The organism is Bacteroidetes bacterium GWF2_43_63 (genome assembly GCA_001769275.1).
In the GTDB taxonomy this organism is placed as follows: Bacteria; Bacteroidota; Bacteroidia; order Bacteroidales; family DTU049; genus GWF2-43-63.
In genome coordinates this window covers 35,444-53,756 of the sequence record MEOQ01000050.1, presented here as the reverse complement: position 1 = coordinate 53,756, position 18,313 = coordinate 35,444, and the positions used below count along the sequence as shown (strand labels likewise).

The window sequence follows — 18,313 nt, the reverse complement described above, 5'->3', positions numbered from 1 at the left end:
CGTGGAGATCTGTTCCGCCGGTAAAGAAACACACACTATCTGCTGATGCTCTGTTTGTTCACGTGTTGGATGACCGGGAGAATTTTATCTTCTGGGAGGAGAATAATCTGTCGGTTGGCTACATGGATCCAGCGGGAGTGACCTATCCAATATTTGATGCTGTTTCAACTGATTTTATATTCACTCAGTACAAAAATATTCTGATCGTGTCATCGGTTACGGATATGTATCGGAAGTATTGTATCTGGGACGCAACGGATGAAACATATCTTGTGATTGATACATCTGAAATAAACCTTGATATTCAGTTATATACAGAGTTGACCGCCACACCGCTCGTGGCGTGTAGTGGAATGAGTGATCATGAAACAAACCTAACGACCGCCAAAAAGAAGGGTGAGTTTTACGGGCAGGTTTTGATAGTGTATGCTTTCGAAACAATTTACGGGGAAATCATTAAGCATAGTCGGCCTATTTACGCATACATAGGAGCTGGATGGTGGGGGGATCCATACAACGGAAACTATAATTTTTATAAAGGGTTTGTAATGGCGCGCATCCTGAACAATGCAAGGAATAACGCGTTTATGCTTAAAAAAACATTGTTTGGAAAAATTATAAAATCTGTAAACTTTTACATGACCGACCCTCTTCATGACACAGTTCTGAAAGAGGATAACGATCTTGAAAAACTCAATATTGATTATTTTTATGGGGAACAGGTTTTTTTAGAATTATATAAATACGACTTCAAGTCTCTTGTGGAAAACAATACAAGCGTGTACACGGATTTCAAGCTACTAATGAATAGTAATTTACAGTTTGATACAGTCACGCCATCATATCAATATCCGGGAGACGTCACGGATATGGCAACCAGAGATGAAATGCCGGTTGATAATTTTTCTCATCACGCATTTGTTGCAAACCATAACCACATATACAACAATCGGTTACTATTGGCAGACGTTTCAACATCCTTGCGTGATCCAGAGACGGCGGAAATGTTTACATACCCAACTGATAAGTGTGGTGGTGGTGTGTCGATTGGCACACATTCATTAAAGCTTGAAATAACGCTTCAATCTTCAAGTGGTGAAAAAATAACACTATGTGATTATGCTAATGTTGATGTTATTTCACACAACGCAACGTCGCAGGTTGCATGGCTTCCCGTAATAACATACCCAGACAACAGGGCAATCAGGGTTAGAATTATCGAGGATTGGTTGGGGGCTTTAACTTATTTTAATTGTCCTTTGGCTGGTTTAGAGATGAAGGCCCATGCGCTTCACAATTATTCGTTTGTTTGTGCAAGTAGCGGTAATCCATTTATTCCATACGGGGGTGTCGAATTTGCATCTCTTAAGGGCGTTACTATTAACTGGAAGGGTGGTACTTCTGCTGGACCAGTGGTTGATAATACTAAAGACAACATCATAAAAGACCCAAACCGTGTTCAGGCGTCCGCGGTCGACAATGTGTTTTATTTCCCGGCACTAAATTCCTATCAGGTTGGAAACTCAAGGGTCCTCGCCATCAGTGAGAATGCAATGCCGGTATCAACTGGCCAGTTCGGATCATATCCGTTGATCGCCTTCACGGAGTCTGGCATCTGGGCTATGAATGTAGATCCATCCGGAGCCATGTTTGTCACATCCATCACTCCGATATCGGATGATCGACTCTCGAGTGCGGGATCATTAACGAAGGCCGGGAATATTATTCTCTTTGCCTCATCAAAGGGCATCGGCGCCATGGCTGGGCAGGATATTCAGTACATCAGCCAGCTGATTGATGGGTTGGATTTCAAGACGAAGATCTATTCCAACGCGCATTTCAACACCATCGCGACCGGCGCAAACTTCGGGACGTTCTTCAGCCTCCTGACAACCACGAAGCTTAGTTCCTACATCGGGGGGATGACTGGCATCGGAGGAACAACCGCCTGTATTATGGGTTTTGATCCGATTGAAAACGAGTTGATTATCTCCAATCCATCATTCGCATATTCCTGGATCTATTCATTCAAACATCAGGTATGGACAAAGAGTAGTGTTGTTTACAGAAGGTTTCTCTATGGTCGAAGCCGGACCTACGCACTCCGGAATGGATCCAATCAGCTTTATATCCTGGGGGAAGTCAGCGCAACAACCTACACGGGTGTTTATGCTACGGACTTTGCTGCAGAACCGGAATTGTTCCGGCCGATGGTATTTATCAGTCAGCCATTCCAGGGAGAGGCCGCGGATATCTATACGAAGATTGAGCAGCTTTTTGCCGACGGATCCGGAATTGTCGCCAGTGGAAAGTCGCTTGGTATATTTCTGTTTTCATCCGTTGATGGTGAAAGCTGGTATATGAATTCGGCGGTTGATATTCTGGGAACATCCACGGAACTGAAGTGGCGCAATATTCAGACACAAAGATCTGGTTTCTCAGCAAAGTATCACATCCTGATGATCTGCGGCCCGATGGGCGACGTGTATATTTCTCCTGAGATGGAGATTAGTTTCTCTGAAAAATATACAAGAAAAAGCCGCTAAAATGACGTTAAGTTATATTTCTGTATATCAATACATTATGGCATGATAAGGCAATTAGAAGTTCAAAACAGCCAAATTGATAGAAGCACCGTGGGTATAAAATGCTGGCTCACGGCAAGCGGTATTACTGAAGTTCGGAGATACACCAAAAGTTACGAGGGAGCGGAAATCGTAAATACGTGGGTCTGCGAGGAGAAAAAGATCCTGGTGGAGATAATCTACAGTGGACAGCTATATACGCTCTGGTTGCCCGCCTATGAGCGTTTTTATCGGCTTGGATTGCGTAAGGAGTCTCTGATGTTTCAGCCGCGCGCAAGAATTCCATTTTTTTTGTATGAACGGATGATGAGAATTTCCGGGGTGTGGCGGATGGATATAAACGACACGATGAGAAGATTGATTGATCTGGGAATTCAGGCAGCCGAAAAAGAGATTCGGGATAATTCAAAATAATTTTTTGTTTTAAAAAAAAAGAACACGATGTGCGAAGCACTTCTTTCTTTTTCTTTCTTTTCCTTTCCTTTCTATTTCCTTTCCTTTCCTTTTATGCACCGATTGATCGACGATCGTTCGACGAGTGATCGTAGAAATTTACGATGATTCGACGATTAATCGACGACCATTCGACGATCGTTCGACGACAAAACGCTGTAACGTATTGATAATCAAGATAGGCATTTTTGGGGGTACATAAACTTTTGGGGTATTTCCGGGGATGTTTTTGAACGTTGGGTGAATCTTTGTAATTTATGATGCGGGAGGGTTTTTAAAATTCGACGAGCGTTCGACGATTGATCGACGATGATTCGACGAGCGTTCGACGAATAGTCGTCGAATGGTATGCGAATGATCGTGGTGTTAATTGATGGTTAAATTGTTGCATTGTGTTAGCGTATTGCTTAACTTTGTGTTCGTGATTTTTTCATAGGTAAGTTTTAGTTGACAGCCGCGAAAGACCGGCACCTGGTTCAGTGGATTAGTGGAAGATCGTCAATATGAAGCCGGTAGGGGAAGCTCTTGAAAAAACTCGTAAAGTAAAGGCACCGTAAAGCTTTGAGAAGGCGAGGGTTCGATTCCCTCCTGGACCGCAAACCGTAAAAAGAAAGGGTGTGGTGAAAGTTATTTTTTTCAGGTGAAGCTGACAGGGAAAAGATGATTTCGCCAAAGTACACGGAGATAGCCACACCCGTTATTGGTTCAGTAGCTCAGTTGGTAGAGCGCAAGCCTGTTAAGCTTGATGTCGGTGGTTCGAGTCCACTCTGGATCGCGGATTCCGTTCGAGTCGGATCGTTGACTGAGGTTATGGTAAGCAGGCACGCAAAGCCGGATGGCCTCTGGTGTGCGGACAGTCACCCGGAAACGGGTTTAGTTATAACTAAACAGAAAAATCAAAACCAAAATAAAATGGAAGAACAAAACGACATCAAAAGACTGGACCAAATTTCGAAGGCGTTAGCACTTGTTGGTATTAATACAAATGTAGCCAGTATGTATGCAATTGAACAGGTGCAAAAACGCGTAGCGGAAAAAGGTAGCCAATTCAGTATTCAGGATGCTGAGGAAATCAACGCTGATCTAATGCAAAAATTTCCACCGGAACCTGTAAAATAACGCAGATTATGATCTGGAAGGCTGTTCAAAGAATATTACAAAGCAAAGAGGGTAAGATCAACTCGAAAATGCTGGGCACTCCCCGGGCGCTGGTAGTTCCGGTTGGTACAGTGATCCCGGATGATGTGAAAGATATGTCGCTCAATCTGGGTGCCGAAATTATATTCAGCGAGAAGGTGTCGGGCGGGATTGCACTATCGTGGATCCCGGTGTCAACAACGCAGATCCCGAAAAGCATTTGGGTAATTTTCGAAAACTTTACAGCACAATGAAATCAGGTGATAAAGTAGTGTGTATAAAAACACATTCGAAAAACTTCGTAATTAAAGGTAGGATTTATACCATCACACGTGTTGTCAAATGTGTAAGGTGTAATTCTGTTTTTTACGAACTGGCAGAGGTCCCGCCGCCATTAAAGCGGGAGGGTGGAACATTCTGCCATCAGTGTAACGATCGGGTGTCCATCGGGACGTTTGTGTTTGTCCACTGGCTGTTTGAAAAGCCCATCGAAAACCATGCGGAGAAGGATGAGACTGAGGTGGTGAAGGTCGGTCAGGAGAATGTGTTGGAATTGGAGGAGGTGTTATGAAGCCCGAAATAAAAGGATTTGAGCTGTCAACCGACTACAAAGAATTGTGGCGATTGATACATGAAGGTTTCAGAATTCCCGCGTGGATTTTATACTCAAGAGGATACGATGATCCAATTTATGATTTGGTTGAGGTAAAGACACTTTTCGGCCAATATAGGATTGGGGTCAGGGGAATTGGTTATGAGGGTTTTAGTAAAACAATTGAAGAGTTTGAGTCAATCTGCAAAAAATATGAACTCCGATGGGTGAAACCTCAAATACAACCACAATGATCTACTTGGACAAAATAAAGAAAATCAGGATCAGAAACATTGATTGGAGTGGTCCGCGGGATGATATTTCAACTGGGTTTAATCTTGCTTTCAAGAGGCCGGGAAGCAATTTGTGGACGATATACGACTTTCATATTCGGATGGAGGCCATGATGGACACATGGTTTACACTCCGGACGACATATTGGGTTGAAGTTTCACGCGATGGCGATGGTGGTGAGGTTTGGGATAATAATGGTTGTTGGGCTCAGTCATTGCGTCGTGCGAAACGTCAGGCAGTAAGAGAGATAAACAGGATGATCAAGGAGTTAAGATGAGCGAAGAAGATAAAGCGATAGCGAACCTGCATGATTTTTTTATTACCAGCATCCGGAAGGAGATGGCTAAACAGGGCATGACTCAGGGTGTGTTGTCAAAGAGGATTGGATATTCATCGGCGTATGTCTCCCAGCTGTTCAATGGTAAGCGGATGCTGAACCTGAAAACACTGGCGAAGATTCAGGAGGCCCTTGGAATTAAGTTTGAAACTAAGAATGTGGAGGAAAAATGATCAGCCAGGAAGCGGATAAAAAAACAATAGTGGTTTGGTTTTCATGCGGCGCCGCGTCAGCTGTTGCGGCAAAACGAACAATTGAGTTATATGGCAAGGAGTGCCGCGTTATTGTTGCAAACAGTCCCATAAAAGAGGAGCACGAAGACAACAGGCGGTTTCTTAAAGATATTTCAGAGTGGATTCAACAGCCGATTATTGAGGTAAAGAATAAGGATTTTCCAAACGCTTCCATAGTCGAGGTGTTTGATAAAAGAAAATACATGGGTGGAATTATAGGAGCTCCATGCACTATGATTCTCAAAAAAGAGGCAAGATATCAATTTGAAAAATCAGTAAAGATTAATTTTCATGTCCTTGGCTTTACTGTAGATGAATGGGAAAGACAAAAACATTTCAACGAAGGTGAAAGACAAAACACCATTCCGGTTCTGACAACATCACTGATCACGAAAAAGGACTGTTTTAATATTCTGAGAAAACAAAACATTAAAATTCCAGAAATATACACCCTCAAATTTCCGAACGCTAACTGCGTAGGCTGTGTTAAGGCGACAAGCCCGAGTTATTGGAATTTGGTACGCGAGTGCTTTCCGAATGTATTTGAGTGTAGGGCTGAACAGAGCAGACGACTTGGAGTTAGATTGGTGCGCGTTAAGGGTAAACGAATTTTTCTTGACGAGTTAAAGAAAAGCGACACTGGCGCACCAATAAAAAGTTGGGAGTGTGGAATATTTTGCAAGTAAATTATAACAAACCCGCCCCCGGCGTTCCGGGGAGATAAAAACCAGAAGCAAAATGGAATTTACAATCAACATTCAAGCAACAGGTGATTACACCGAAGAAGATTTAAAACAGTATCTACTTTTTACAATAGGATTCGGAAGTTGTCCGCAGGATAATCCATTTATTAATGAGGATTGTGATGCAGATATTACAGATGTGGAGTTATACTAAGCATGCCAAAAATACCCATTTTACTATGACATTAAAAAGAAATAAGAGAGAAAAAGCCGGATGCTTGATCGCGGTAATGCTTGTTTTGACAATAATATTCTTTGTCCTGGCATGTGTGCAAAACAACTATTATTTTGCGCTGGCCGCAATAGTCTCCTTTGCAATGATATTTGCGATCAATAATTCTGTTGAAAGGAGTGACAAATGAATACCACAGAACAACACGTCAATTTGGCGGCAAAGCTCTATTCCTGCCGCGATGCCTGCAAAACACTTTGGGGTAAGAATTGGAAAATGGAGCTCGAGTTTTATACAAACCTTATCCACGCCGTTATGAAAAAGCATGGTATTGACAACGAGGTGAAGGCCGCCATGTTTGCAATTGAGGAGTGTGCGGATGAGTATGGCAAGGATGTTTTTACGATGAAGATACTGGCAGCCGCTGTTGAAATTATTGAACCAACTGAATAAAACCATGAGTATCTGTATTTTCACCAATGGGAAAGACAAAAAGAGGGTGGCCTTATGTCCTCAGCAAGATAATGAATGCGATCCATGCTGCCGTGCACAAATGCAATTATGGCTGCTTGGGGAGGGAGTGTTCAAGGTCAAAGGATTTTTTGCCGGGTATATTACTGTAAAGAAAAAATATATTGGGGGTTACTCCGTGATGTGGACAACCGGAAAAGACACACACAATCCTTTTGGGGGTCCGGCATACTACTTTGAAATTCTACAAGACCGAAGTATTAAAAACACGATGCAGTCAGCGTTGACATTTCATCCAGACAACGAGTCGGAGCGAGAGGAGACAATAGAAATCCTGTTCAATAAAATAGATAGGGCATTTCAAAAGCAATTCGGAAAGGTAAAAACCCATGAGTAAATCGATCGACGACGAATTCCTTTGGGACCAGTTTTGTAGACTTGGTGAAATGATGGGTGATGGATTGCATCACGAAGCCGATGGAAGGTGGATTAGTAAGGAATACAATAGGCTCGCAAAAATACTGATACCCGAGATTAAAGAAGCACATTCAATCCAGCGGAAACAGCGAAATGCAAATAGGGATGAACAAATGGCAAAACTGATTGAAAAGTTTAAGTGTAGGAAGTGTGGTGGCAATCTGAAACAAAGCAGGTCGGGATCAAAAATTATGCACTGTGAAGCGTGCAACGCAAGATATACAGCAACGTCTAAAGCCAATCAAAATGAGTAAATCAGCCAGACATAATTCAAGAAGGAAGCCGAAGGCGTTCGGCGGGATATACCGGCACAACTACAGCCGGCCAAAAACACTTACCTTTTTGGAACATGCTCAATTTGACGCATTGATAAAAGCCATAAACGAACTGTTATTCAGAATGCGCTTACTTCCTCCCGTAATCTCAGAGGAGAGTTTCCATTCGCAACCGCCGCTGACTCCAAAAGAAAGTTTCCTATCCGGACCATACCCACACGACAGAAACAAATACAGGGAGGAATAATGATGGGCTCAATACTTGCCGAATTTATCAACAATATGGTTGAAATTACGAAGGATGAATTTCAGGACATGATCCGTGGAATGCAAATGTATGTATCCCTTGTGGGGGCAACAGACGGCAGTGTTTTAGATGTGTATTCATTGCACGTATATCCGCGCCTTGCTCTCGAAAAGTTTCCCGATGGCAGGATGTATTTCTATGCGCAAAAAATCCATCAACACGATGCGTTTTTTGATGATATGATTATAAATCAACGAAGGACAAACCAGCGAAATATATAAAAGGGTAAAACTATAAAAATTGGGTTCAAATGAAAAAGGCAAATATGTTCAACCAGTTAAAGTATTACAAATATAGACTTGAGGGGGTTGCTGTAAACAACAGGTGGCGACGCAAGCCTTTTACCCGCAGCGACAATTGGGTTATATTCGGTTTTTCAAAGCGGTGGTTTATGCCAATGCAATTCGAATATGCTATACACCTGTTTGGAATTGATATTGGTTTTTGGTTTCGCAAGATTTCAAGGATTAAAAAATGAGCAACCAGATTTCCATACACGGCGACTGTCTTGATGTCATGAAAACATTTCGTGATAATCAATTTGATATAGGCGTTGTTGACCCACCTTATTTTTCAGGACCTGAAAAGAGAAGATTTTACGGAAAAGCTCAGTCAAAAACAACAAAGCGCACCGATTATCCTGTAACCGAAACATGGGAAGTTTCGGGAGAGGATTATTTCAGGGAGTTGTTTCGCGTAACAAAGCATCAGATCATTTGGGGAATAAATTACTTTGATGTAAAGGTTGGTCCTGGCCGGATAATATGGGATAAAGTAAATGGCGATTCAAGTTTTTCGGACTGTGAGATCGCCTACTGTTCTTTGATTGATTCCGTGAGGTTATTCCGGTTTATGTGGAATGGAATGTGCCAGGGTGAGAGCGTTTTCAATGGACAACGGATGCAAGGAAATAAGAAGCTCAATGAAAAGAGAATTCATCCAACGCAAAAACCTGTTTCCTTGTATAAATGGACATACATGAAATTTGTGGAACTGGGTTGAAGTATTCTTGATACACACCTTGGGAGCGGCAGTTCGAGGATTGCGGCCTATGATATGGATATTGAATTTGTTGGTATTGAAAAGTCATTTACCCATTTTAATAACGAGAATAAGCGCTTCGCAGACTATGTGAGCATTAAGGAAAATCAGTTGGAATTATTTTCCCACAAATAGCAACAATTTTCCACACAATTGATATCTATTACGCAGCACTTCATGTGTATATTTGCGAAATGACGCGCGAGGAAAAACTGAAATATTACAACGAGTCGAAAAACTTCGGTTACGCCGGATCCTTTGTGGAGTATTGGGCCGCTCATACGGAATTACTCAAAGAGGTTGGCGCAAAGAATGAAGATAAGATCCCGCTGGCTATCGCGAAACAGCTGGTGTCCGGGATCAATATTGCTACCATAAACAATCAGTCGCTACTTGGCGGTGGAAATATTACAATCTCATCCGGAGGAAACTCATACTTCCCTAGTGGTTGGTAAAACTAATAAGTCATGGCAACAAGATACGCTGTAGCAAATGGTAACTGGAGTAATGTAGCAACATGGGATGGTGGTTTAACTATTCCTGGTGTTGGTGATGATGTGTATGCTAATAATAAGGCTATTACATTAGACCAAAACATTGTTGTAAATTCTTTAAACAACACTGTAAGTGGTGGAATAGTGGCAGGTGGTACTTTTACTGCCACAACAGCTTTAACATTATCTTTTAATACTTGTACGGTTGCCAATGCCATTCCTATAGTCATAAATTGTTTACTAGGTAATGACGTAATTTTTACAGCACCTTCGGGTACCATGTCACTGTATGGAACAACTGGTGTTCGTTCTATAAATAATACAGGCAGTAGTTGCATTATTTTTAATTGTAATTTGGTTATTGATAAATATGGAATATATCTAGCAGGTAGCAGTTCTTCTATAGAAATTAATGGTAATTGTACATTTACAGGGGCTTATTATATTTTAAACAATGCAGGAGGAGATGTAACTATTAATGGTAATGTTACAAATTATTGTACACAAGTTGCAATATATATATCTGTTACTGGTACTTTTTCTTTTACTGGCGATGTTAACATATATACAAATACTACTACTTTTTATTGCGCTGGCGTTGGTACTATAGATTTTCATCCAGGTACAATTACATATAACAGTTCTTATAAAGGAGGTGTGATTCAGTGTGCATCTAATCAAAGTAATATTTATGGGGATATAACGCAAACTGGTATAGGTTGCACAGCTATGTATTATATATCCGGTGGAATTTGTGATGTTTATGGTGACGCTCTTGGAACAGATATAGTTGGAGTTACCAGCGTGGCATTACAAACGTCTTATGCTGCTGTATGTATTATTCATGGTAGCGTGATAATGAAGTCTAAAGCTGCGACAGCATCTTCAGGGTCTGGCTTGATATATCACAGTTCTAGTAATACACTGACTATTACTGGTAATGTGACAGGTGGTACATCTAGTAACTGTTTTGGTATTGGTATGTTTAGTAACGGAGGTTGTATTGTTCAGGGTGATATGATTGGCGGTTCTGCTACAACAGCCTATGCCGTTAGATTAAATAGTGGAACAAGTATTGTCGAAGTACAAGGAAATATAAGGCACACTATTCTTGGTGCTTATGCTTATTATAGTGTATCTACTACAAATCCAACATTACGAGTAAAAGGTACACTTACCTGTCTTAATAAAGAATTACCTTTTGGTTATAGCCACCCCACTTATGTTGAAATAGACAATAGTGCAGTTCAAATATTTACATTTCAATCTATATCTGGTGCAGATAGAGCAATGAGCACTGATACAGTTAATGCTAATCAAGCTATAGAAAGTGATGTACGTCTTGGTGTTATATATGGCCCTACTAATAATTTAACTGGAACTTGTGCTGTTCCTCCTCCTGCTGCCACAGGAATAGGAGTACCAGTAGATAACACAGTAGGAACCGCTGCTATTACTGCTACTGATATGCAGAATGCTATACTTGGTAAAGTAGCTGATGGTACTTATACTATAGAAGATTTAATTAAAATAATGGCAGCTATTATGGCTGGTAAAACCACGATAGTTGATTTAGGAAGTGGCTTAGCTACTGTCACTTTTAGAAACCTTGCAGATACTATTAATAAAGTTGTAGTCGATATGGATCATAGCAAAAGGACTGGTGTGACGATTACGCCATAATTTTGCCAATAAATTATTTTGCTAAAGCGGTTTTGTTATATTTGCAAATAACAAAACTTAAACCTATGGAAAACTTTTTTGATGAAGCTGCCATTTCAGCAATGAACGCAATTATTAGCAACAAACAACTTTACGCAGATCTTCAATCAATCGCAATTTCAGACAAGGTGGCAATGAACACTGTAATTGCCGAAAGAGCGTTTGATATAGCAAAGGCGATGTTGGATGAACATAATAAAAGATGTACCAAAGAAATCAAGGTTTATTGAAAAACTCTTCCCCGGATTCTTCCCCCTGAAATTCAAAAGGCTTGTAATCAACTGATTTACAAGCCTTTTTATTTCTGTGTGGTGCCCGGAACAGGACTCGAACCTGCACACCCTTGCGAATACTAGTCCCTGAAACTAGCGCGTCTACCAATTCCGCCATCCGGGCTGAAATAAGTTGAAAGTGGAAAGTTTGTAAAGTGAAAAGGTGTTTTATAAAGCGTCTTTCAACTTTATAACTTTACAGCTTTATGAACTTCATCAGTGCCCAGGACAAGACTCGAACTTGCACAACCTTGCGATCACCAGCCCCTCAAGCTGGCGTGTCTACCAATTTCACCACCTGGGCGGATTTTAAAAGAACGATTTTCTTTTAGGGACTGCAAAATTATAAAAATTTATGATGTAAGCGCGGTTTTGTGAAAAATAATTTCTATTTGCTGCCTTCGCTTTTCAGAAAAGCATTTCAACAGCCAGCCAAAAGAAAAATAGCGCCTGAGCCAAAAAGAAAAGACCCCAGAACCAGACCGGCAGCCCGGTGTATTTGTTCATGTTGGTGGCATCTCCTGCATTGTCGCGCGATGTGACCGATAGCCAGAATACCACGCCCGCCGAAAACAATCCTTCAAGCAGCATAATTCCTGTGTAGAAATACACCAAAATCCATGAATATTCAGGCGCTTTGAACAAAACAAAAAAATATGCCGAAAGCATAGCCAATATCCAGATAATACCATACGCATTGCGGACTGCAAGCAATAATAATATCCCCGACAATGCTGTGATTGAAATATGCAAGGCGATCTCATATCCTTCGGACAACAATATTATGAAAACCCAGGGGACAACCGATGCAAACACATATCCCGCCAGCGAAATAATGATCTGCTCTCCCTTCGAATTGCTTTTTGTGATCGTTGTACCGGATGTGTCATAAAACAAATCAATGCGCAGAACCTCGCCCTTGGTGAACCACGCTGCCAGCGCGTGTCCGCCTTCATGGAAAAGGGTGTTGAATACGCGCAGGAATTTTCCCACATACGGTATCCGGCACAGCAGAAAACCGCCTGCAGCCAACGTGAGAAACAATATGGATTCTTCTTTTGTCAATCAGAAAATATTGAATACAAAGAAACAAAAAAACTATAAGGCCACGAAGGCACAAAGGCTCCAAAATGAATATTGAACAAGGATTTTTCGAAGTATGAAGTAATCCGCCGCTGCTAATGAAGTGAAGATCCTTCGATGTTCTCACTTCCTTGTTCTTAATTCAGTGTTCAAAGGAGCCGGGATCTCCCCCTCTCACTGGGCGCGCGTCTCCTGCATGCAACGTTATACGTTGACGCGTGACCACTTGCACTCTTTTCGTCCGCGAATTGCGCTAATGCACGCTAAGAAATTTTCTTCCCTTAGCAGGTCTGATTGACGCTAATGCGAATCACCCTTCACCTATGGTGAAGAATGATTCAGGGTGTTTCCGGATTTTGCCACAAAGACATCAAGACACAAAAGAAAATATTGAACAAGGATTTTTCGAAGTATGAAGTAATCCGCCGCTGCTAATGAAGTGAAGATCCTTCGATGTTCTCACTTCCTTGTTCCATGTTCAAAGTTCACATGAGACGGGATACTCCTGGGAAAACTCCGCCGCACTTAGCACTCAGCTGATCCGACACAAAAAAACATCACATGGATTACAAATCCACGCGATGTTTTTCTATTGAAAAATAATTTACAATATTATTCCAGCGAGTGCACCACAAGCCCGCTGCGGAGCTTTGGTTCGAACCAGGTGGTTTTGGGAGGCATAATGTTGTTGGTGTCGGCAATGTCAATCAGCTGCTTCATGGTAACAGGATACAGTGCAAACGCCACTTTCATTTCACCGCTGTCAACGCGCTTCACAAGCTCGCCCAGCCCGCGGATACCGCCAACAAAATCAATTCTCTTATCTGTGCGGAGATCTTTAACCGCAAGATGTTTGTCGAGAATCAGCTCTGAAAGAATGGTCACATCAAGCACACCAATCGGATCATTGTCGTTGTAGGTGCCGTGTTTCGCAGTGAGTGAATACCATTTGCCTTCAAGATACATGCTGAAATTGTGCAGGCTTTCTGGCTTATAAATGTCTGTGCCCTTGAGCTCAATATCGAAATTCTCGCTGAGTTTTTCAATAAATTGAGCAGCACTCATGCCATTCAAATCTTTCACAACACGGTTGTAATCGATGATGGTGAGCTGATTGTCGGGGAAATGTACCGCCAGAAAATAATTGAATTCTTCTTTTCCGGTGTAACCGGGATTCAGGTTGCGTTTTTCTTTTCCAACAAGTGCAGCAGCAGCTGTGCGATGATGTCCATCAGCCACATACACATATGGGATTTGTTCAAACAAACTGATTATTTTTCCAATCACTTCGTCTTCGCGAATCACCCAGAAATGATGTCCAACGCCATCGGTAGCGGTGAAATCATATTCAGCAGTGTGTGATTTTGCATAATCCAGAATCAGATTGTCGAGCTCGGGTTTGGCCGGATATGAAAAGAAAACGGGCTCCATGTTGGCATTGGTGATGCGCACATGTTTCATGCGGTCTTCTTCTTTATCTTTTCTGGTGAGCTCATGCTTTTTGATCACATTGTTCAGATAATCATCAACACCTGCACAACCAACAATGCCATACTGGGTTTTCCCATTCATGGTCTGCGCATAGATGTAGAGATAATCTTTTTCATCCTGCACCAACCAACCATTCTCACGGTATTTCGCGAGGTTTTCTTTCGCTTTGTTATAGACCGATTCGTCGTGTTCATCAATACCCACAGCCAGATCGATTTCGGGCTTAATAATGCGGAGCAGCGAATATTCATTTCCTTCTGCTTCAACGCGGGCTTCCTTTGAATTGAGCACGTCGTACGGACGTGATGCAACCTGATGTGCAATGTTTTTTGGAGGGCGGAGTCCTTTAAACGCCTTTAATGTAGCCATTCTTTAGAGTTTTTACAGTTTATAAATCAAATTCTTCATCCGATGACAGCGGTGCAATTTCCTCGGCATGTTCATCGAATTCATCGTTGTCTTCTTTTGGTCTTCCTTTTTGCAACGAAGAAATGAGTGCTCCTACCATCTTCGAAAGTTCGATCAACACGGAGCGCGATTCTTCATGTTTTTCCTGACTCAGATAATTTTCATTGAGTCCTACAGTAGTGAAAACAACACATTCCCGAACGCAGCTTTTGGCCAATTTGAGATAATACACAAACTGACTTTTGTTGCGACCACTTCCTTCCGCAATGTTGATGGCTATATGCATGGCCGATTTCGAAAAGCTTTTTGCATAATAGTCCGATACCGGGCCGAGCTCAACCATCTTCATCTGTTCGTCAACCCAACGCGAGTATTCAAGCGCCTTGTGGTACACCCGAAGGTCTTCGAAGCGGAAAAAATTAAACACTTTATTTTCCATAACTGTGGGGGGATTTGATTATGGATTTTTTATTTGTTTACCTGGAATGTTTTGTCGCCGTTCTTGATGAACTTCACGATCTGCTCGGCAGCGGCAATACCAGCATTGTTGTTGGCTTCCGATGTCTGAGCACCGAGTTTTTTCGGTGTAAAGAAAACTCGGGGTGCACATTTTTCAACAAAAGCTGCTGCATTGTCTGGTGCAATATCGCTTACATAGCGAAGGTCTGTACGTTCTTCGAACAGCTGAAGCAATTCTTCTTCGTTGATCACTTCCTTGCGGGCGGTATTCACGAGTACGCCACCTTTGGGCATCAAAGAAACCAATGCTTTGTTGACAGATTTTTTTGTCTTATCATTGGCCGGAATATGCAGTGAAACGAACTGGCAGTTTTTGTACAGATCTTCGACACTGGCCGCTGGAATAATGCCATCAATTTCCATTACGCTTTTGTCAACGAATGGATCAAAGGCCATAATTTTCATATTGAATCCTTTGGCAATACGTGCCAGGTTCTTTCCAACATAGCCATAGGCGTGAATTCCGAGGGTTTTGTCTTTTACCTCAGTACCGCTGGTTCCATCATATTTGTTGCGGACAATCATGAGCATCATTCCAATGGCGAGTTCAGCAACAGCATTGCTGTTCTGTCCCGGGGTATTCATGGCAACAATGCCTTTTGCAGTGCAGGCAGCCAGATCGAGGTTGTCGTAACCGGCACCGGCGCGGATAACGATTTTCAGATTTTTTGCATGTTCCACCACTTCGGCATCAATAATGTCACTGCGGACAATCATTGCATCAACATCGGCCACTGCATCGAGCAGTTGTTTTTTCTCTGTGTATTTTTCAAGTAAAGCAAGCTCAAAACCGGCGGTTTCAACTACGCTGCGTATTGCATTCACTGCAGAAGCAGCAAAAGGTTTATCAGTAGCTATAAGAACTTTTGTCATGACTTTTTATTTTAATTACTTAGGTGTCTCAAAGTTAAAAAAATATTGTTTGCCGGCACCTGTAAAGACAAACTTTATTCGGAAAATTGAAAATCCTGTTTAAAACAAAATCCCGCAGAAGCTCTTCATTCCAATGAATCAATATCTCCTGCGGGATCAGTTTGAATTTAATTATGCGTTTAGTTTTTCGAATTCCTTCATGCACTCAACGAGGAATTCAACACTTTCTTTCGGAAGAGCATTGTAGGTTGATGCGCGGAATCCGCCAACAGAGCGGTGTCCCTTGAGACCAATCAGACCTTTTGTTTTTGCAAATTCGAGGAAAGCTTCTTCTTTGTCTTTGTATTGTTCTTTCATCACAAAGCAGATGTTCATGAGCGAACGGCTGTCTTTTTCAGCGGTACCAACAAACATATTGCTGCTATCGATGGCATTGTACAGGATGTCAGCTTTCTCAATATTCATTTTTTCCATCACCTTCAGTCCGCCAATTTCCTTCAGCCACTTCATCACTTCCATGATGGTGTAGATCGGAAGACATGGAGGCGTGTTGAACATGCTGCCTTCTTTCACATGGGTGGTGTAATTCAGCATGGTTGGGATATGACGGGTGTCGGTAATTTTCTGCAGAAATTCGTCTTTAATGATTACGAAAGTAGCACCGGCAGGTCCGATGTTTTTCTGAGCACCACCATAAATCATGTCGTATTTTTTCACATCAACCGGTCGGCTGCACATGTCGGACGACATATCAGCGATGAGCGGAACATTGCAATCGAAGTCTTCGCGGATTTCAGTTCCGTAAATAGTATTGTTGGTTGTGATGTGGAAATAATCAACATCGGCAGGAACTGTCCAGCCTTTAGGAATATAGTTGAAGTTTTTGTCGGCAGAACTGGCAACAGTAACAACCTCACCAAAACCTTTGGCTTCTTTCAGCGCTTTTTTCGCCCAAACGCCAGTTTCGAGATAAGCCGCTTTTGTTTTCAGGAAGTTGAAAGGGATCATGCAGAACTGAGTGCTGGCGCCGCCTCCAAGGAAAAGAACATGATAGTTGTCCGGAATGCCCATCACTTCTCTCATGAGAGCAACAGCGTTATCCATTACAGCCTGGAAATCCTTGCTGCGGTGACTGATTTCGAGAATCGACATGCCAATGCCATTCAGGTCGAGAATAGCTTTTGCGGTGTTTTCGATAGCAATCCGGGGCAGAATAGCCGGGCCGGCGTTGAAATTATGCTTTTTCATATGAAATTGAATTTAGTTTTATTCGCAGCAAAGATATAGAATACATTCATTGTGCGGGCTGAACAAACTAAAATTTAAACGTTCTAAATAGTCGTATATACAGCTGTTTATCAGCACATTACTGAGCGATTGAGAAAAATCAATTTTTTACTGCGTTTTCGTCAATACTCAGGTCGACTCTTTTGAGTCTGAATGCCGTTGCGTGAACCATAGTGAAACACTGTATCTGGCTTTCATACAAAACACCACTTACTGAATATTTCACAATCTATCAAAATCCTCTCCTGCAGCGCTCTTCATATACGTCGGGCGTAGTCTGGAGAAATATTAATTGCTGGGTTTAGTCTGGAGACAAAACCCAACAGATTAGTCTTTAAAGACTACGCCCAGCCTTGATTTTAAAGAATTGCAGGAGCGGAAAATACTACTCTACTTCAATTCCATTTTTCTGAATTTCACTCAGGAAATCTCCTTTATCGTTATCCCTTTCTATCAGAAGGGGTTCTATTCTGTCATCAATTTGACGTCTGAGTTTCCAAAGTAATGGTGTTACGGAAAAATAGTCTCCTTCAATATGGCTGACGACAATAGCGACATCAATATCAGAATCTGCCCTGTAGGTGTTCTTTGCATACGAGCCATACAAATAAATCTTCTCAAGAGGAAAATACTTCCTGAGCAAAAGGCCGTAGCTTCTGACAATATTTATAGCTTCGCTTTTATCCATTGCTGTAATTCCTTCGTCTTGGTAATAATTTCAATGCATTTTGTTTCCGTCAAACTTTTCAATAACCGCTCTTTATGCGATGGGTAGCGAGCCTCGATATTCAATGGCTCAATCTGATCGAGAAAATCTTTTTGTTCCTCAGAAAATTGTTCGTAAAAATCTCCGCTTTTTGCTAGAAAAGACAAGCTATGAGAATAAGGCGCAACCTCAGATTTTAATGCGGTAAAATATGCTTTAAATATTTTTTAATGGTCTGATGACACATAAACCCGACATAGAGGTATCGCTTGCTTTGAAGCATTGCATCTGCGGTTTCCAAGTCATAATCAGATATGTCAACCCAATATTTTACTTTTTCA

25 protein-coding genes, 3 tRNA genes and 1 pseudogene are annotated in these 18,313 nt (G+C 41.7%); 19 read left to right on the top strand and 10 right to left on the bottom strand.

What is annotated here, in order from left to right; genetic code table 11:
- The first annotated feature begins 62 nt into the window (after window positions 1-62).
- From A2W93_14220 to A2W93_14140, 17 genes and pseudogenes are all read left to right on the top strand, one after another.
- Window positions 63-2,546 (top strand): hypothetical protein, encoded by a 2,484-nt coding sequence (locus tag A2W93_14220; protein ID OFY52496.1) that lies wholly within the window; start codon window positions 63-65, stop codon window positions 2,544-2,546.
- A 42-nt stretch (window positions 2,547-2,588) separates the two neighbouring features.
- Window positions 2,589-2,999 carry a hypothetical protein gene (locus tag A2W93_14215; GenBank protein OFY52495.1) on the top strand — a complete coding sequence of 137 codons (411 nt, stop codon included), beginning with the start codon at window positions 2,589-2,591 and terminating at the stop codon, window positions 2,997-2,999.
- Window positions 3,000-3,740: 741 nt separating this feature from the next.
- Window positions 3,741-3,813, top strand: a tRNA-Asn gene (locus A2W93_14210).
- A 35-nt stretch (window positions 3,814-3,848) separates the two neighbouring features.
- Entirely contained in the window at window positions 3,849-4,157 is a 309-nt protein-coding gene (locus A2W93_14205) for a hypothetical protein (GenBank protein OFY52494.1), read from the top strand.
- Between the two features lie 8 nt (window positions 4,158-4,165).
- On the top strand, window positions 4,166-4,429 hold the full coding sequence (locus tag A2W93_14200) for a hypothetical protein (GenBank protein ID OFY52493.1): 264 nt from the start codon (window positions 4,166-4,168) through the stop codon (window positions 4,427-4,429).
- Window positions 4,426-4,746, top strand: a complete 321-nt coding sequence (locus A2W93_14195) for a hypothetical protein (GenBank protein OFY52492.1) — start codon at window positions 4,426-4,428, stop codon at window positions 4,744-4,746. The genes A2W93_14200 and A2W93_14195 overlap by 4 nt, the downstream gene beginning before the upstream one ends.
- Window positions 4,743-5,021 (top strand): hypothetical protein, encoded by a 279-nt coding sequence (locus A2W93_14190; GenBank protein ID OFY52491.1) that lies wholly within the window; start codon window positions 4,743-4,745, stop codon window positions 5,019-5,021. The genes A2W93_14195 and A2W93_14190 overlap by 4 nt, the downstream gene beginning before the upstream one ends.
- Window positions 5,018-5,338, top strand: a complete 321-nt coding sequence (locus A2W93_14185; protein ID OFY52490.1) for a hypothetical protein — start codon at window positions 5,018-5,020, stop codon at window positions 5,336-5,338. The genes A2W93_14190 and A2W93_14185 overlap by 4 nt, the downstream gene beginning before the upstream one ends.
- Before the next feature lie 229 nt (window positions 5,339-5,567).
- Entirely contained in the window at window positions 5,568-6,317 is a 750-nt protein-coding gene (locus tag A2W93_14180) for a hypothetical protein (protein OFY52489.1), read from the top strand.
- A 167-nt stretch (window positions 6,318-6,484) separates the two neighbouring features.
- Window positions 6,485-6,736, top strand: coding sequence for a hypothetical protein (locus tag A2W93_14175; protein OFY52488.1), 252 nt, complete (start codon window positions 6,485-6,487; stop codon window positions 6,734-6,736).
- Entirely contained in the window at window positions 6,733-6,999 is a 267-nt protein-coding gene (locus A2W93_14170) for a hypothetical protein (protein ID OFY52487.1), read from the top strand. Before A2W93_14175 ends, A2W93_14170 begins: the two co-directional genes overlap by 4 nt.
- A complete protein-coding gene (locus A2W93_14165) occupies window positions 6,983-7,414 on the top strand; it encodes a hypothetical protein (protein ID OFY52486.1) in 432 nt (143 codons plus the stop codon). The genes A2W93_14170 and A2W93_14165 overlap by 17 nt, the downstream gene beginning before the upstream one ends.
- Window positions 7,407-7,748, top strand: coding sequence for a hypothetical protein (locus A2W93_14160; protein ID OFY52485.1), 342 nt, complete (start codon window positions 7,407-7,409; stop codon window positions 7,746-7,748). Before A2W93_14165 ends, A2W93_14160 begins: the two co-directional genes overlap by 8 nt.
- A gap of 303 nt (window positions 7,749-8,051) precedes the next feature.
- Window positions 8,052-8,297 (top strand): hypothetical protein, encoded by a 246-nt coding sequence (locus A2W93_14155; GenBank protein OFY52484.1) that lies wholly within the window; start codon window positions 8,052-8,054, stop codon window positions 8,295-8,297.
- 29 nt (window positions 8,298-8,326) lie between these two features.
- Window positions 8,327-8,554, top strand: a complete 228-nt coding sequence (locus tag A2W93_14150; GenBank protein ID OFY52483.1) for a hypothetical protein — start codon at window positions 8,327-8,329, stop codon at window positions 8,552-8,554.
- Window positions 8,551-9,252, top strand: a pseudogene (locus A2W93_14145) (DNA methylase). Before A2W93_14150 ends, A2W93_14145 begins: the two are co-directional and overlap by 4 nt.
- 59 nt (window positions 9,253-9,311) lie before the next feature.
- Window positions 9,312-9,572: a hypothetical protein gene (locus tag A2W93_14140; protein OFY52482.1), complete on the top strand. Its 261-nt coding sequence runs from the start codon at window positions 9,312-9,314 to the stop codon at window positions 9,570-9,572.
- Between the two features lie 2 nt (window positions 9,573-9,574).
- On the opposite strand, the gene A2W93_14135 is transcribed toward A2W93_14140, so the two are convergent.
- Window positions 9,575-9,892 (bottom strand): hypothetical protein, encoded by a 318-nt coding sequence (locus tag A2W93_14135; protein ID OFY52481.1) that lies wholly within the window; start codon window positions 9,890-9,892, stop codon window positions 9,575-9,577.
- Here A2W93_14135 and A2W93_14130 point away from each other — a divergent pair.
- Complete coding sequence (locus A2W93_14130) at window positions 9,891-11,294, top strand: hypothetical protein (GenBank protein OFY52480.1); 1,404 nt, start codon at window positions 9,891-9,893, stop codon at window positions 11,292-11,294. The genes A2W93_14135 and A2W93_14130 overlap by 2 nt on opposite strands.
- 65 nt (window positions 11,295-11,359) lie before the next feature.
- On the top strand, window positions 11,360-11,563 hold the full coding sequence (locus tag A2W93_14125; GenBank protein ID OFY52479.1) for a hypothetical protein: 204 nt from the start codon (window positions 11,360-11,362) through the stop codon (window positions 11,561-11,563).
- A gap of 79 nt (window positions 11,564-11,642) precedes the next feature.
- Here A2W93_14125 and A2W93_14120 read toward each other — a convergent pair.
- The 9 genes from A2W93_14120 to A2W93_14080 all read right to left on the bottom strand — a co-directional run bounded on the left by A2W93_14120 (window position 11,643) and on the right by A2W93_14080 (window position 18,196).
- Window positions 11,643-11,729: transfer RNA gene (locus A2W93_14120), tRNA-Leu, on the bottom strand.
- A gap of 96 nt (window positions 11,730-11,825) precedes the next feature.
- Window positions 11,826-11,909: transfer RNA gene (locus tag A2W93_14115), tRNA-Leu, on the bottom strand.
- A gap of 104 nt (window positions 11,910-12,013) precedes the next feature.
- Window positions 12,014-12,670, bottom strand: a complete 657-nt coding sequence (locus tag A2W93_14110; protein ID OFY52478.1) for a hypothetical protein — start codon at window positions 12,668-12,670, stop codon at window positions 12,014-12,016.
- Window positions 12,671-13,300: 630 nt separating this feature from the next.
- Window positions 13,301-14,548, bottom strand: a complete 1,248-nt coding sequence (locus tag A2W93_14105; protein OFY52477.1) for a hypothetical protein — start codon at window positions 14,546-14,548, stop codon at window positions 13,301-13,303.
- A 19-nt stretch (window positions 14,549-14,567) separates the two neighbouring features.
- Window positions 14,568-14,981 carry a hypothetical protein gene (locus A2W93_14100; protein OFY52476.1) on the bottom strand — a complete coding sequence of 138 codons (414 nt, stop codon included), beginning with the start codon at window positions 14,979-14,981 and terminating at the stop codon, window positions 14,568-14,570.
- A 74-nt stretch (window positions 14,982-15,055) separates the two neighbouring features.
- A complete protein-coding gene (locus tag A2W93_14095) occupies window positions 15,056-15,979 on the bottom strand; it encodes a 3-phosphoglycerate dehydrogenase (protein ID OFY52475.1) in 924 nt (307 codons plus the stop codon).
- Window positions 15,980-16,150: 171 nt separating this feature from the next.
- Entirely contained in the window at window positions 16,151-17,227 is a 1,077-nt protein-coding gene (locus A2W93_14090; GenBank protein OFY52474.1) for a phosphoserine transaminase, read from the bottom strand.
- 424 nt (window positions 17,228-17,651) lie between these two features.
- The gene (locus tag A2W93_14085) at window positions 17,652-17,954 is read right to left on the bottom strand and encodes a nucleotidyltransferase (protein OFY52473.1); all 303 of its coding nucleotides are present in this window, start codon (window positions 17,952-17,954) and stop codon (window positions 17,652-17,654) included.
- Entirely contained in the window at window positions 17,933-18,196 is a 264-nt protein-coding gene (locus A2W93_14080) for a hypothetical protein (protein OFY52472.1), read from the bottom strand. The genes A2W93_14085 and A2W93_14080 overlap by 22 nt, the downstream gene beginning before the upstream one ends.
- Window positions 18,197-18,313: the final 117 nt, after the last annotated feature.

Excerpts from the sequence above, each read along its gene's own strand:
- A2W93_14215 (OFY52495.1), top strand. The coding sequence starts at position 2,589 with ATGATAAGGCAATTAGAAGTTCAAAACAGCCAAATTGATAGAAGCACC.
- A2W93_14205 (OFY52494.1), top strand. The coding sequence starts at position 3,849 with ATGGTAAGCAGGCACGCAAAGCCGGATGGCCTCTGGTGTGCGGACAGT.
- A2W93_14200 (OFY52493.1), top strand. The coding sequence starts at position 4,166 with ATGATCTGGAAGGCTGTTCAAAGAATATTACAAAGCAAAGAGGGTAAG.
- A2W93_14195 (OFY52492.1), top strand. The coding sequence starts at position 4,426 with ATGAAATCAGGTGATAAAGTAGTGTGTATAAAAACACATTCGAAAAAC.
- A2W93_14190 (OFY52491.1), top strand. The coding sequence starts at position 4,743 with ATGAAGCCCGAAATAAAAGGATTTGAGCTGTCAACCGACTACAAAGAA.
- A2W93_14185 (OFY52490.1), top strand. The coding sequence starts at position 5,018 with ATGATCTACTTGGACAAAATAAAGAAAATCAGGATCAGAAACATTGAT.
- A2W93_14180 (OFY52489.1), top strand. The coding sequence starts at position 5,568 with ATGATCAGCCAGGAAGCGGATAAAAAAACAATAGTGGTTTGGTTTTCA.
- A2W93_14175 (OFY52488.1), top strand. The coding sequence starts at position 6,485 with ATGAGGATTGTGATGCAGATATTACAGATGTGGAGTTATACTAAGCAT.
- A2W93_14170 (OFY52487.1), top strand. The coding sequence starts at position 6,733 with ATGAATACCACAGAACAACACGTCAATTTGGCGGCAAAGCTCTATTCC.
- A2W93_14160 (OFY52485.1), top strand. The coding sequence starts at position 7,407 with ATGAGTAAATCGATCGACGACGAATTCCTTTGGGACCAGTTTTGTAGA.
- A2W93_14155 (OFY52484.1), top strand. The coding sequence starts at position 8,052 with ATGGTTGAAATTACGAAGGATGAATTTCAGGACATGATCCGTGGAATG.
- A2W93_14150 (OFY52483.1), top strand. The coding sequence starts at position 8,327 with ATGAAAAAGGCAAATATGTTCAACCAGTTAAAGTATTACAAATATAGA.
- A2W93_14140 (OFY52482.1), top strand. The coding sequence starts at position 9,312 with ATGACGCGCGAGGAAAAACTGAAATATTACAACGAGTCGAAAAACTTC.
- A2W93_14130 (OFY52480.1), top strand. The coding sequence starts at position 9,891 with ATGTCACTGTATGGAACAACTGGTGTTCGTTCTATAAATAATACAGGC.
- A2W93_14135 (OFY52481.1), bottom strand. The coding sequence starts at position 9,892 with ATGGTACCCGAAGGTGCTGTAAAAATTACGTCATTACCTAGTAAACAA.
- A2W93_14125 (OFY52479.1), top strand. The coding sequence starts at position 11,360 with ATGGAAAACTTTTTTGATGAAGCTGCCATTTCAGCAATGAACGCAATT.
- A2W93_14105 (OFY52477.1), bottom strand. The coding sequence starts at position 14,548 with ATGGCTACATTAAAGGCGTTTAAAGGACTCCGCCCTCCAAAAAACATT.
- A2W93_14095 (OFY52475.1), bottom strand. The coding sequence starts at position 15,979 with ATGACAAAAGTTCTTATAGCTACTGATAAACCTTTTGCTGCTTCTGCA.
- A2W93_14090 (OFY52474.1), bottom strand. The coding sequence starts at position 17,227 with ATGAAAAAGCATAATTTCAACGCCGGCCCGGCTATTCTGCCCCGGATT.
- A2W93_14085 (OFY52473.1), bottom strand. The coding sequence starts at position 17,954 with ATGGATAAAAGCGAAGCTATAAATATTGTCAGAAGCTACGGCCTTTTG.